The organism is Polymorphobacter multimanifer, assembly GCF_014205635.1.
Classification (GTDB): domain Bacteria; phylum Pseudomonadota; class Alphaproteobacteria; order Sphingomonadales; family Sphingomonadaceae; genus Sandarakinorhabdus; species Sandarakinorhabdus multimanifer.
Genome location: NZ_JACIIV010000049.1, coordinates 1 through 12,560, shown reverse-complemented (window position 1 = coordinate 12,560; position 12,560 = coordinate 1). Strand labels below are relative to the sequence as shown.

The 12,560-nt window shown below is 60.6% G+C and carries 14 protein-coding genes, 1 pseudogene and 1 other annotated feature; of the genes and pseudogenes, 8 read left to right on the top strand and 7 right to left on the bottom strand.

What is annotated here, in order from left to right:
• Positions 1-362, bottom strand: a pseudogene (locus tag FHS79_RS17915) (IS256 family transposase); the annotation flags it as partial.
• Between the two features lie 40 nt (positions 363-402).
• A protein-coding gene (locus FHS79_RS17910) for an IS3 family transposase (RefSeq protein WP_184203115.1) occupies positions 403-1,631 on the bottom strand; the annotation gives its coding sequence in 2 pieces (ribosomal slippage) (positions 403-1,343 and positions 1,343-1,631; 1,230 coding nt in all).
• Positions 1,234-1,350, bottom strand: a sequence feature (AL1L pseudoknot). Its footprint overlaps the gene before it by 117 nt.
• 298 nt (positions 1,632-1,929) lie before the next feature.
• Between FHS79_RS17910 and FHS79_RS17905 the strand changes: the two genes are divergently transcribed.
• Both FHS79_RS17905 and FHS79_RS17900 read left to right on the top strand, forming a co-directional pair.
• Positions 1,930-2,490: a YciE/YciF ferroxidase family protein gene (locus FHS79_RS17905; protein WP_184203113.1), complete on the top strand. Its 561-nt coding sequence runs from the start codon at positions 1,930-1,932 to the stop codon at positions 2,488-2,490.
• Between the two features lie 496 nt (positions 2,491-2,986).
• Positions 2,987-3,253 (top strand): GlsB/YeaQ/YmgE family stress response membrane protein, encoded by a 267-nt coding sequence (locus tag FHS79_RS17900; RefSeq protein ID WP_184203122.1) that lies wholly within the window; start codon positions 2,987-2,989, stop codon positions 3,251-3,253.
• Between the two features lie 427 nt (positions 3,254-3,680).
• Here FHS79_RS17900 and FHS79_RS17895 read toward each other — a convergent pair whose 3' ends face one another.
• A complete protein-coding gene (locus tag FHS79_RS17895) occupies positions 3,681-4,268 on the bottom strand; it encodes a hypothetical protein (RefSeq protein ID WP_184203111.1) in 588 nt (195 codons plus the stop codon).
• Positions 4,269-5,009: 741 nt separating this feature from the next.
• On the opposite strand from FHS79_RS17895, the gene FHS79_RS17890 reads away from it, so the two are divergent.
• On the top strand, positions 5,010-5,360 hold the full coding sequence (locus FHS79_RS17890; RefSeq protein WP_184203109.1) for an MbcA/ParS/Xre antitoxin family protein: 351 nt from the start codon (positions 5,010-5,012) through the stop codon (positions 5,358-5,360).
• A gap of 4 nt (positions 5,361-5,364) precedes the next feature.
• Positions 5,365-5,859, top strand: coding sequence for an RES family NAD+ phosphorylase (locus tag FHS79_RS17885; RefSeq protein ID WP_184203107.1), 495 nt, complete (start codon positions 5,365-5,367; stop codon positions 5,857-5,859).
• Positions 5,860-6,126: 267 nt separating this feature from the next.
• On the opposite strand, the gene FHS79_RS17880 is transcribed toward FHS79_RS17885, so the two are convergent.
• The 4 genes from FHS79_RS17880 to FHS79_RS17865 form a co-directional block, all read right to left on the bottom strand.
• Entirely contained in the window at positions 6,127-6,981 is an 855-nt protein-coding gene (locus FHS79_RS17880; RefSeq protein ID WP_207792444.1) for a hypothetical protein, read from the bottom strand.
• Positions 6,982-7,193: 212 nt separating this feature from the next.
• Positions 7,194-7,400 carry an acyloxyacyl hydrolase gene (locus tag FHS79_RS19255; protein WP_274603720.1) on the bottom strand — a complete coding sequence of 69 codons (207 nt, stop codon included), beginning with the start codon at positions 7,398-7,400 and terminating at the stop codon, positions 7,194-7,196.
• A 74-nt stretch (positions 7,401-7,474) separates the two neighbouring features.
• Positions 7,475-8,610, bottom strand: a protein-coding gene (locus FHS79_RS17870; protein WP_243452989.1) for an IS3 family transposase whose coding sequence is annotated in 2 segments (ribosomal slippage) — positions 7,475-8,341 and positions 8,344-8,610 — 1,134 coding nt in all. Because the reading frame shifts where the segments join, the coding sequence is not laid out codon by codon here.
• Between the two features lie 158 nt (positions 8,611-8,768).
• Positions 8,769-9,590 carry an SDR family oxidoreductase gene (locus tag FHS79_RS17865; protein ID WP_243453540.1) on the bottom strand — a complete coding sequence of 274 codons (822 nt, stop codon included), beginning with the start codon at positions 9,588-9,590 and terminating at the stop codon, positions 8,769-8,771.
• Positions 9,591-9,610: 20 nt separating this feature from the next.
• On the opposite strand from FHS79_RS17865, the gene FHS79_RS17860 reads away from it, so the two are divergent.
• The 4 genes from FHS79_RS17860 to FHS79_RS17845 all read left to right on the top strand — a co-directional run bounded on the left by FHS79_RS17860 (position 9,611) and on the right by FHS79_RS17845 (position 12,369).
• Positions 9,611-10,507, top strand: a complete 897-nt coding sequence (locus FHS79_RS17860) for a LysR family transcriptional regulator (RefSeq protein ID WP_184203103.1) — start codon at positions 9,611-9,613, stop codon at positions 10,505-10,507.
• A 244-nt stretch (positions 10,508-10,751) separates the two neighbouring features.
• Positions 10,752-11,051 carry a metalloregulator ArsR/SmtB family transcription factor gene (locus tag FHS79_RS17855; protein WP_184203101.1) on the top strand — a complete coding sequence of 100 codons (300 nt, stop codon included), beginning with the start codon at positions 10,752-10,754 and terminating at the stop codon, positions 11,049-11,051.
• On the top strand, positions 11,030-11,695 hold the full coding sequence (locus FHS79_RS17850) for an SdpI family protein (RefSeq protein ID WP_184203099.1): 666 nt from the start codon (positions 11,030-11,032) through the stop codon (positions 11,693-11,695). Before FHS79_RS17855 ends, FHS79_RS17850 begins: the two co-directional genes overlap by 22 nt.
• Positions 11,695-12,369 carry an alpha/beta hydrolase gene (locus tag FHS79_RS17845; RefSeq protein WP_184203097.1) on the top strand — a complete coding sequence of 225 codons (675 nt, stop codon included), beginning with the start codon at positions 11,695-11,697 and terminating at the stop codon, positions 12,367-12,369. The genes FHS79_RS17850 and FHS79_RS17845 overlap by 1 nt, the downstream gene beginning before the upstream one ends.
• The last annotated feature ends 191 nt before the right edge of the window (positions 12,370-12,560 follow it).

Sequence of the window (12,560 nt, the reverse complement as noted above, 5' to 3'; positions counted from 1 at the left end):
TGGGCATTGCGGGAGAAGTGGACGCGGCAGCGTTGCCATGCGGCGCTGAAGACGCGGGAGACGGAAGCCTTGATGCCCTCATGGGCATCCGAGATAATGAGCTTCACGCCGCGCAAGCCGCGCCGCGCAAGGCTACGCAGGAAATCGGTCCAGAACGTTTCAGCTTCCGACGCGCCGATCGCCATGCCAAGCACCTCGCGGCGACCATCGCTGTTCACGCCGACCGCGATGGTGACCGCGACCGAGACGATGCGGCCGTTCTGGCGGACCTTGAGGTAGGTCGCGTCGATCCACACGTATGGCCAGTCGCCCTCGATGGGGCGATCGAGGAACGCCTTCACGCGGACATCGATCTCTTCGCACTGAAGCGTCCCGGGTTTTCCGGAGGCAGTTTGGTTTGAGTCATGCGACCATATCGAGGTCCTGTTTGGCGGCATAGTAGTTGGCTTCGGCCTCGGCGGGCGGGATGTGGCCGATAGGGCCGAACAGGCGTTGGTTGTTGAACCAATCGACCCAGCGCAGGGTCGCCATTTCGACGGCGGCCGCGGTCGGCCACGACCGCTGCCGCCAGATCACCTCGGCTTTGTAGAGGCCGTTGATGGTTTCAGCGAGGGCATTGTCGTACGAGTCACCAACGCTGCCGACGGACGGCACCAGGTTGGCCTCAGCCAGGCGCTGGGTGTAGTTCATGGCCAGATATTGTACGCCCCTGTCGCTATGGTGGATCAAGCCATCCTCGGCGCTGGGCCGGCGAGCATGGATCGCCTGTTCCAGCGCATCGAGTACGAACCCGGCCGTGGCAGATGTGCTGACCTTCCAGCCAACAATGCGGCGAGCAAAGGCATCGATGACGAACGCGACATAGACGAACCCGGCCCAGGTGTGGACGTAGGTGAAGTCGACGACCCAAAGGGCGTTCGGGCGCGTCACCTTGAATGACCGGTTGACCTTGTCGAGCGGGCACGGCGCCTTGGGGTTGCTGACGGTGGTGATCGTCTTCTTCCCGCGCCTGATCCCCGCCAAGCCCATCGCCTGCATCAGGCGCTCGACAGTGCACTTGGCAACCTTGGTTCCCTCGCGCCGAAGCTGGTGCCAGATCTTGCGCGTGCCATAGAGACCAAAGCTGGCGGCATGGGCCCGTTCGATCTGGGCGCGCAGAACGTCATCGCGCTGCGCCCGCGCCGACCGCTTGCTGGCATCAGCAAGCCGGGCGGCATGTTCGTGCCAGGACGATGGGGCGACTGCCAGTTCCCGACAGATCGGCTCGATCCCCAAGTCCTTGTGATGAGCTTCGATGAACCCCATCACCATTTGCCTTGGCGGTCGAGCTCCGCCTGCGCAAAATATGCTGACGCCTTGCGCAAGATCTCGTTCGCCCGGCGCAGTTCCTTCACTTCCCGCTCCAGCAACTTCAGCCGAGCCTTGTCGTCAGGAGCCTGCGCCGCTGGCGCGCTTCGTCGGCTCGCCTCCTCGCGGCACCAGCGGCGCAGCGTCTCGGTCGTGCAGCCGATCTTGCCGGCGATCGACGTCAACGCCGCCCATTCCGACGCATAGTCAGCCCGGTGCTCGCCAACCATGCGAACCGCACGGTCCCGAACCTCAGGCGAAAATCTGTTCGATGTCTTGCTCATAGTGCAGGCTCCTTCTCACATTCAGGAACCTCCGGAAAACCCGGGACGCTTCAGATATCAATCTGAGATTGGAATTTGTTGCCAGGGCGCTATTTTTGTTCAGAAATCCACGCGAAGAGATCAGTGCGTATGGTAGCGGTTTTCATCGCACAGAAAAGTGCCAATGATTGTGCGGTGCTTGTCGCGACTTGCGCCGATCTGCAGTTTTGGGAACGCGATCTGAAAGTCGATCTCGACGCCACGCCCGCGCCCAAGTCGACCAAGAAATGTTTGAAGCTCTATAGTGAGGAAAAACATGATGCGTACACTTGCTGATCTGTACTACCATATGCTTCAGGACGTCCTTCACGCGGAAAAGCAGGCGCTGAAACTTTTGCCCAAACTGGCACGCAAAGTGTCCAACGACGAACTCAAAACCATGCTGGCCCACGACCGCGAGGCGATCGCCGCCCGAATCGGCGCTGTCGAAGAGGGATTTGAGGCGCTGGGCAAACGCGCCAAGACCGTGCCATGCGAGGCGATGAAGGGCTTGGTTGATGAAGCCGAGGAAGTTCTGGAAGACGCCGACGAAACCGCGCTTGACGCAGGCGTGCTGGCTGCGGTCCAAGCCATCAAGCATTATGAGATCACGCGCTTTGGCACCCTCTCGTCGTGGGCGATGCAAACCGGCCAAAATGCTGCACAGGCCCAATTTCAGACCTGCGCCGACGCCTGCAGGAAGATGGATGAAGACTTGACCCGGCTTGCCGAAGCCGATGTCAACGTGGACGCCGACGCTGCCGAAAGCGAAAACGTCGATACGAAGGGTGGGAAAGCGGTGACCACCAAAAGCAAAGTTAAGTCGTCAGCGAAGGCGTGAGTACGCGCCCTGCCGCAACTTGAACTGGGTTGGGCGAGGGACTTGAGGTCCGCTGGGATTGCATCGTTAGCGGTGCAGGCCCGGCGGACCTTACCGCCGCATTGCACATGGCGCGCAATCTGCGCCGCGCTTGGCGACGTTGTTTCCAACGGATTGGACGGGTTAGGCGCGACAGCGCGGCGCTCGAGCTAACATCTCCGGATGAATGGAATTGTTCGGCCGTTTCGACATTTACTGTAAGCCCCTGTGTGGTGGTGGAAATGATCGGCACCAATGGCTTGACCGCGGTCATTCACGTCCACGTGGCGTACCGCTTGCTCACGTATTTTATGATGATCGAGCGGTCGTATTGTTTGATCGTGGCATCATCCGCCCGTCAAGCTCGAAGCCGCGCCCGTATTGGCTTGTAGGAAGCCGCATCTTACTACAATCTGGCGCTCGATCGGGCTGGTCTTGCAGCCCATCTGACAAACTTTTGAACAAGGGAAAGTGGAACATGGGTTGGATTATTGCGCTTATCGTTGGCGGCGTCGCCGGTTGGCTGGCGAGCATAGTCATGGGGCGGAATGCCTCGATGGGCATCTTTCTTAATATCGTCGTCGGGTGCATCGGCTCGATAATCGGCAACCTGTTGTCGGGGCCGCTGCTCGGCATTCGTGGCAGCGTCCAGTCGTTTTCGCTGACCGGTCTGATCATTGCCTTTGTCGGCGCGGTCGTGCTGCTCGGGATCGTGAACTTCTTCCGTCGCGGCAAGGTGCGCTAATCGCCTGATGCCAGGGCGTGGGTGGGGCTACTCCACCTACGCCTGCAGCAAAGTTTGCGCGACTGCCATCGGCGGCGGCTTACGCAAACAGGGTCGCAAGAATCGTGCGGATAAGCCTTCACACTTTCGCTGCAATGCCGCCATCGCCTAATCAGTGTTGCAATAGCGCTCGGCGCAATCGCCGCGACGAAAGCGCGTAACTGGCTGCACACACAGGACGGACATGTTCTGCCTGCTGAAGGTTCCTGATCCATGGAGGTGATCCTGCTTGGATCGCGGGGATGCCTTTCCGACCGTCCGCACGGGGACCCCCACGATGGCGGCTTTGGGGTGGTTTGCGGGATGTCAGCTATCGGCGAGGCGGATGGAGATAGCCGAACGTGGCGTCCCCCCCCGGTGACCGACCTACCGCCTGTCGTGGGGCCTCTCAGAGCAGAGGTCGCGACATGTGGGATGACAGCAGTGCCACGATCAGGAACGAGAGCACGGCGAAGTGCCACCATGTCTGTCGGACGAAAGCGAGGGACGCTGCAAGCAGAGCCAGTATTAGGCTGGGGGTCAGAAGTTTTGCGAGGCGTGCTGCCGTCTGCGACGTGTCTGTCATCTGCAGGTAAGCAACCAGACCCACGTGCAGCTTTGCCACTACGACAAACCCCGCGAACAGCAACCAGAAGTATCTTGCGTTCGCGGTATAATACTCCCGGACATCGACACCTTCCACAGGTACGTCATCGGGCAAGGCGGCGGCTGCGGCCAGGTAGAAGAGCAGCAGCGCTGTCAGCAGCGGCAAGAACAGGCCGATCGTCATGGTCAAGCCGATCAGCTCAAGCTGGCGGACGCCCCACCACAAGTCCAGCACCACCAGCACCAGAGCGACAGCCGCAGCAGGTGCCTGCCAATCCCACCTTACGCGCGCCCTGGCGCGCAGCAACTTGTGCAGGCTCGACGCCAGCTCCGTCAGTGCCAGGCCGAGGAGAATCGATACAAGCCCAACGACATACTCAAACGGCTGCATGCCTGATTTCTCCCCCGAAGGCACGACCGCCGCCTGACCGGGCAACACTCGTCGCATCCGAATAACCGATGAAGCCCCGGCACCTCAATACCGCTGCGGCGCGGCATTAGTCCGCCAGGCGGCTGACGTTACCAGCCCGCCACAGTTGTCGAGCCGTCACCTTGCCCGTTTTTGAAGGAGGATCTCTGGTGACCGGCGTCCGCGAGCCCTAACCGGGGGACCAGATCCTCGGCTGTGATCCGACCGTCCTCTATAATCTCGCCGATACGGGCGAATGTCGCATAGTGGGGCGAGAGTCGTCATGTGAGACGGCGTCCGAAAGGGGACTATTCGATCAGCGATCTCAGCGAAGTGTTCCAGGTATGACGGCCGACGATCTACCGGACTTTGGCGCGGCAACCGGCAGCAGCTTGACGCACGGTCCAGCATCTCATGCATTCATGGGGCTAATCTTGCATGAACAGGCTGCGATCGTATCGAGGCGAGAAGGCTGACCTCGGCCTGTGAGATTGGGCGGCGCCGCCTTTCGGCGTCACCTTTTCGGACGGGATCGACGTCGTGCCCGAAGGCGCGATAGCTGCCGCAAGCTGCCTGACAGGGCTATCCACTGCGTCGATCCGTTGGGGGCATGGCGGGCCTTGTGAAACGGTTCTGGAGGTGGCCAATCGCTCATCAGAACGCCATGGCTTGATCGCCGCATTTTCTGACGCTAAATTGCGTCGAAATTATTGGAGTGTGGCAATGGCGATCCAGAACTACGCTGACAATGGCGAGTTCGCTCCGCGCAAGATCGTGGAAGCGCTGCGCACTACCAGCGACGAACTCGCGCGCTCGCTTGGTCTTGGCAAGGACGCAATCCAGCGCAAGGACAGGATTGGCTCGGATCGTACCCAGCGCCGTATCCGCCAAATGGTCGAGGTCCTCAATAAGGTCGAGCCGCGTTTCGGTTCTGCGCTGCTTGCCTATGCCTGGTATCGCTCGGAACCGCTGCCGGGTTTCTCGGGTCAGACCCCCATGCAGTTGGTGCAGAGCAACCGGGCTGACGACGTGCTGACGTATATCGACGCGGTCGATGCCGGCGTCCACGCATAGGACGATGCATTTTACCGGGCTGCTGTACCGTGCCCACAATGCGGTCTGGTCTCGCACACCGCTATCCGGAGAAGGTGCTGCCCGGTTCGGCGGTCGCTTCAACCGGCTCGGACGTCCGGCGCTCTATACGTCACTTGCGCCTGAGACAGCTTTGCGCGAGGCCAATCAGGTTGGCACGCTGCAGCCAACCACGCTGGTTGCTTATCAGGCCGAAATTGGCCCCCTGCTGGATGGCCGAGACACAACTGCTTTGCAGCCATTTCACTTGACGCCGGCAGAACTTGCCGATCCGGCGTGGCGCGACAAGATGCTGTCGGGTCAGACGGTTCCCACTCAGGATCTCGCAGAGGCCGCGATCGCGCAAGGCTATGCCGGCATCGTTGTGCCGAGTTACGCCCGCGGCGCCCCTAGGAACTCGCTCAACCTGGTCCTGTGGAACTGGGAGGGACGCATCACGCTTGTCGACGATGACGACCGCCTGGGTCTTCGCAACTCATGAGGCACTCCGAGCGGGGGATCAAAAATTCGGCCATCTGCGCTGATCTTGAGCGGGCCGGTTAAAACTGGCCGACTGGCTGGTCGCGGCGCCACGGGCCTCCCAAAATCGCCTGTCAGAGGTGTCCGCACGGGGAACAGGCGAAGACTGTTTGTGGGTGGCGAAGCAAATGGCGGCTTTTAAAAGAAAAGTTCATCCGTCACTCCTTGAGCAGGTCGGACAGGTCTTCGCCAAAATGGGTTTTTACCGACGCTGCCAGTTGGGCGTTGGTCACTTCGGCCGCAGTTGAGTTACATCCAAGACCCATCGCCGAACCTTGTTGGCACCGTGGCGCTGCTCTAGCCCTTCGAACATCAGCAACGCCGCTGCATAGCGTGCGCCAGCCATCGACTCGTCGGTCTCGAAGTCGTCTATGGTGAAGGTGTATGACCCATCTTTGGGGTAGAAATTGGGGTCCGATTCCATCTGGACGCGATCTTCGGGTGACACCTGACGCAGGATTGTCTCTCGCTTCACTTTTCGCTGGCCCCACCCAGAGAGGTTAACTGGCCCGTTTGCTGACCGTAACTCTGCAAGCCTTTCTTCTCGCTCCACTCTTGCCGCTTCGGGATCCAGCATCCCAGTAATTCGCAAGCCCGCCCAAGTTGCGTGGCCTTCTTCGAACCACAGGGGAGCAATGGCACCGTTTCGCGACTGGAAATCGTGAATCTGTTCGTGGGGCAAGGTCTTGATGACCATGGGTCTGGGCCGGAGTCCCTCCAGCGCCTTGGGATCAGTGAATATGACCCATCGTGTTTTGATCTTTTCCCCACGTGCCGGAATGTAATTCAAGTCCGCGGTGAACACGACCGAAGCCAATTGAGCACCCGTGCGCTGGTCAAGCAGCTCATTTGCATGCAGGTTCAACTGTGTGCCGAGGCAAGCTGCGTATCGGCGCGCATCAGCTTCGGAATTTTCGTCGAAATAGATGTGCATGAAGGCGCCCCGGCGTGCAGTTACGCGGAGAAGCTGAAGCTGGGCGTCGTCAGATTTGACTTCTTCAATCACCACACCGGAAGCAACAGCCGCGCTGGCTTGCGCCTCATGACACTCAGGAATTGAAGCCCAAGCGCCGGACGGAAACATCAAGACAAGGGCAAGCCACAGGGCAACGCGAGACTTACCAATGGATTCCTCACCTGCGATCGCAGGGCCCCAAAGATCTGCCGTTTAAAATTATATCTCGTCAATGGCTTAAATGGGATCGAAAGTTGCCGCCGGTACAGTGCCGGAACGGGCCCCATATCTTATGGCCTCGCCTCGCCCGACCCTCGGTCCTGTTAGGCGGTTGCAGAGTGCTACCGGCCTAGAGCGACCACGAACCGAACGCCGAGGTTGTTGATGCCGGGGTTCTGCGAGGAAAACAGACTGGCGTGGCTGAAGTGCTCGAAAGCCGCCTCTACCGCCACTCGTTCGCTTAGCCGAAGACCGAGAGACATGTTCGGGTTGAACAACACCCGAGACCCGAACGATGTTCGCGTTGCCTCGATCTCAGCACGCCGCACTGCCTCTGCAAACAGAGGTGGCTCGGTTCATCTGCACAGCCCCGCGCGGTTGCTAAGTGGAGCGGCTGCCGGTTTCATGCCGCTGCGAGAAGCGGTTGGTTGAAGTAGACGTGATCGGGCGTCTTGCGGTCAAGCGATGAGTGCGGGCGTCGGCCGTTGTAGAAAGTCAGATATCGGCCGAGCGAGGAGCGGGCTTCGCTGACCGAGCCGTAGGCTCGCAGATAGACTTCTTCATATTTGACCGATCGCCACAGGCGTTCGACGAACACATTATCTCGCCAGGCGCCCCGGCCGTCCATGCTGATCGCGACCTTCTCACGGATCAGGACGCTGGTGAACGCCATGCTGGTAAACTGGCTGCCCTGGTCGGTGTTGAAGATCTCCGGGGCTCCGAAGCGCGCCAGCGCTTCCTCCAGTGCCTCGATGCAAAAGTCCGTCTCCAGCGTGATCGAAAGCCGCCAAGCCAAGACCCGGCGGCTGAACCAGTCGACGATGGCGATGAGGTAGACGAAGCCGCGCGCCATTGGGATGTAGGTGATATCGGTGGCCCAGACCTGGTTGGGCCGCGTCACCGCCAGCTTGCGCAGCAGATAGGGGTAGACCTTGTGCCCCGGCGCCGGCTTCGACGTGTTCGGCCGCCGGTAGATCGCCTCGATCGCCATCTTCTTCATCAGCGTCGACACATGCAGGCGACCGACCTTGACGCCTTCGGCGGCAAGCAGGTCGCGCAACATCCGACTGCCAGCGAACGGGAAGTCCATGTGCAGCTCGTCGAGCCGCCGCATGATGGCGAGATCGGCATCCGAGGTCGGCCGCGGCAGATAGTAGACGCTGCCGCGGCTGATCCCCAGCTCCCGCGCCTGCCGTATCACCGGCAGCGAATGCGAACGGTCGATCATCGTTTTGCGCTCGGCAACAGTCCCGCCTTGCCGAGCGCCCCTGACAAAAAATCATTCACCAACGTCAGCTCGCCGATCTTGGCGTGCAACGTCTTCACGTCGATCGCCGGCTCCGCCGGTTCATTGTGGCTGTCAGATCCGAAAACCCCGGCAGCCCCTTCCATCAACTGCCCGCGCCAAGTCGTGATCTGGTTCGGGTGAACGTCAAACTGCTGCGCCAACTCGGCCAGCGTCTTCTCGCCCTTCACGGCAGCCAAGGCCACCTTCGCCTTGAAAGCCGGGCTGTGGTTCCGGCGTGTTCGCTTCGTCATCTGGTCTCCTGTTCGACAGCCATCTTGGCCGCCTTCAGGCAGAAACTCCACTTAGCCGAATGTGCAGATTAGCCGAGCCACCTCTAAACGGCTGACGATCTACATGCGGGCACGGCAGCCGGAGAATTGCCTTGCCCGCACGCAACTGCGAACTTTGGTCAGAGGATGCCGCCGGTCGGCCGAAGATTTTGGCCGGTCATCCACCGGGCATCATCGGATGCGAGTAAAGAGACAACATCGGCAATATCATTGGGCTGGCCGAGCCTGCCAAGTGGTGTTTGCGCGATCAGGCCGTCGACTGCCTCCCGGGGCATGATGAGCCCATCGGTGTCCGTGACGCCGGGCGAAACCACGTTCACCGTGATACCGCGCGGTCCGAGTTCCTTGGCGAGTGCAAACGCGAGATGCTCACCGGCCGCCTTCGATGCAGCGTAGAGGCCGCCGGCCGGCACCGCCATCGCCGTGCCGCCCGTGGAAAATTGGACGATGCGTCCGCCATCGGACACCCGGCGTGCGGCTTCGGCCAGCATGTACATGGCACCGCGGGCGTTGACCGAGAACATAGCATCGAAGTCGGAGTCGGTAAGCTCTGTCGTCGGCTTGAACGTTGAGGCGCCAGCAACATTGACCACGATATCGACTTTTCCAAATCGCTCGATCGCGGTGTCGTACATGCGAGCGACGTCGGCCTTGTCGGCAACCGAGCCCTGCACAGCGACAGCCGGGCGCCCTTGCGCCTCGATTGCTGCAATGACCTCCTCGGCCTTGGTCTTGTTCGAGGCATAGTTGACGACCACTGCAAAGCCGTCGCGGGCGAGCCGCTCGGCAACGGCGCGCCCAATGCCGCGGGACGCGGCGGTCACGAGGGCAACCTTATTGAGAACCTTGATCATGTGATCACTCCTGGTATGGTGACGTTGCTTGGTAAGTCTCGTTTGCATCGTTCGCACTGACAAAAGTAGATGGCAGAAATCGAACACACTGTTCAGGGCAGCGTACAATGGATGATCTGAATGATGTGCTTGTCTTTACCCGTGTCGCAGAGGCTGAAAGCTTCACGCGTGCCGCCGCTCGGCTCGGCCTGCCGAAGTCGAGCGTGAGCACGCGGGTGTCCCGGCTCGAAGACCGGCTCGGGGCCAGACTGATCGAGAGGACAACGCGGCGGCTGCGTCTAACCGATTTGGGGCAACGCTATTTCGAGCACGCCAAGCGCGTGATATTGGAACTGGAACAGGCGTCGGCGGCAGTCAAAAGCTTTCAGGCAGCGCCGAGTGGCAGCCTGAGGATTGCCGCGCCGACGATATTGGGCCAAGCCTTCCTGCCGCCGATTATTGCTGCATACGCGAAGCAATTTCCAGATGTGCATCTGTTCGTCGAACTGTCCAACCGGCGCGTGGACCTGCTCGAAGAGGGCTTTGATGTAGCAATCCGCGCCGGCGCTCTTCCGGACTCCAGCTTAGTGGCCCGGCGCATGGGGCGCGGCACCGCCAGACTATATGCCAGTCTTGCTTACGTTGCAGTCAAGGGCATGCCTGACCAACCCCATGACCTTGCCAGGCACCGACTACTGGAAAATGGCGGATCGGCAAAGGCGCACAGCTGGACGTTGCGCGCCGAAGCCGGAGACGAGGTGCGTATCGACATTAGCTTCGCAATGATCTGCAACGACCCAGAAGTGCTTCTGGCAGCAGCACGAGACGGTCTAGGCATCGCAAACCTGCCAAACTTCATCGGGGCACCCGACGTTGTGCGCGGCAATTTGGTTGCGGTGCTGCCCGAGTGGTCGGTGCGTCGGGTCGAAATCAATGCCGTTTACCCGAGCCACAAGAGCCTGTCGCCAGCACTGCGCGCTTTCCTCGATCTTGCAGCGAACCAGCTCAGAAGACGACTTGATTGATCAAGTCGGCAGAGTACGGAGCCGAAACTGCTCCATTGCAGGTGTACGCAATGGCACGCTCTATCGCCCCCTTGCCCGGCAGCGTTCGAGCGCCTGATGAACCGTGCCGGTCTTGCACCGTGCAAGCGTGTTCTTGGTTTCGGCTCACGTTCTGCCAGCTCTGACTGCCGACTGCTGCAGCTAATGCGACGGTTGCGAAGCAGGTTGTATTCGTGTATTCGCTAATACTCGAAATGGTGGTAGCATGAATGAGGTTTTCGACGCGCTGGCACACCCTGTGCGCCGGCAAATTTTGGAAATGCTGAAGGACGGAGGCATGACCGCCGGTACGCTGGCTGACGCCTTTCCGCTCTCGAAACCGACGATGTCAGCGCACTTCGCCAAGCTGAAATCCGCCGGTCTCATTCAGGGTGAGAGCCGTCGCGGCAGCATCACCTACACAGTTAATGTTTCCGCCCTCGAGGAAGTCATCCTCGGCTTCATGGGCCGCATGGGTATCGGAGAGAACAAGGAGGATCCGCGATGCATTCCCGCTCGCTTGTAATAATCTCGGCTTTGGTCGTCGGATTGCTTGCTGCCATCGCGATGATCGCATTGTTGAAACTGCCAGCGGACGCTCAGCTGCCGGTCCACTGGAGCGCGGCAGGCAAAGCGGATCGCTTTGCAGAGGCGTGGCTTGCGCTCTTCGTTCCGGTCGCCATTGCCGCGGGGCTGTCCGGGCTACTCGCCATTCTTCCTTACATTGAGCCTCTTCAGGACCGCATGGCAGGCAGTGCCTCGCTATTGGCCACTGCTTGGGTCGGACTGCTGGCAATGATGGTGATGACGCAGGTCGCGGTCTCGGCCCCGGCGTTTAGCGTCCATGTGCCGTTGACGCTTCACCTTGCAGGCTTGGGTGTGCTGATGGTTGCGAGTGGCAATGCCCTACCGAAATCGCGCCCGGGCTTCTTCGTTGGCATTCGCACACCTTGGACACTTACCGACACGGACAATTGGATCGCCACACATCGCCTCGGTTCACGAACCATGATCGCGGGCGGAATGCTGATCATGGTCGCGTCTGTCGTCCCGATGACGCCTGATTCCCGCGGATCGTTGGTGATGCTCGCGCTCCCTGTCGCGGTGGTACCGCCCATTGTTTTCTCATGGTGGTTCTGGCGTCGGAAGGAAGGTGCAACATGGAACTAATGGCCGCCATCCGCAGAACGGCGCTGGCGCTCGTATTTTGCTGGGTGGCGCCCTCACTTGCTTTCACATCGCGCGAAGTGAGCCTCGGCAGCGGAGGTGTGACCTTGAAAGGCACTCTCACGCTTCCTGACGGCAACGCCCGGGTGCCCGGGGTTCTCATCCTTGCAGGTTCAGGCCCCACCGACCGCAATGGCAACAGCCATCTGCCTGGCGGCGTCCTGCGCAACGACAGCCTGAAGATGCTGGCGGACGGGCTTGCAGAGCGCGGCATTGCCTCGCTGAGGGTCGACAAGCGCGGCATCGCTGCCAGCGCTGTTCCCAGCCTCGATGAAGCAAAACTCCGCTTCACAACCTTCGTCGAGGATGCTGAGGCATGGGCGGCGTTGCTGGCCAAGGAGCCCCGAGTCTCGCGGGTGCTGCTGATAGGGCACAGCGAGGGTGCGCTCGTGGCGACCATGGCCGCTCATGCGTTAACGGCAAGCGGCCTGATCCTGATCGCTGGTGCCGGCGAACCGGCCGGCCAGTTGATGCGACGCCAGTTTGCAGCCGGTGCCATTCCGCCCGTCCTGCGCGCCGATGCTGACCGTGTGCTTTCCCGGCTGGAGGCGGGGAAAGCTGTAAGCGACGCGCCGTCGGCCCTCGCGTCACTGTTCCGTCCTAGCGTTCAGCCATAGCTGATTTCCTGGCTGCCTCTCGATCCGGCAGCGAAGCTGAAGAACGTGCGCGCACCCGTGCTGATTATTCAGGGCACGACGGACATCCAGGTCAGCCTGAACTGCCCCGGGTTTACCGGAGGGTAAAACCCTCAGAGGATACCCATCATGGTAGAGAAGAAAAAAGCATCGCCGTATTCGCCGGAATTTCG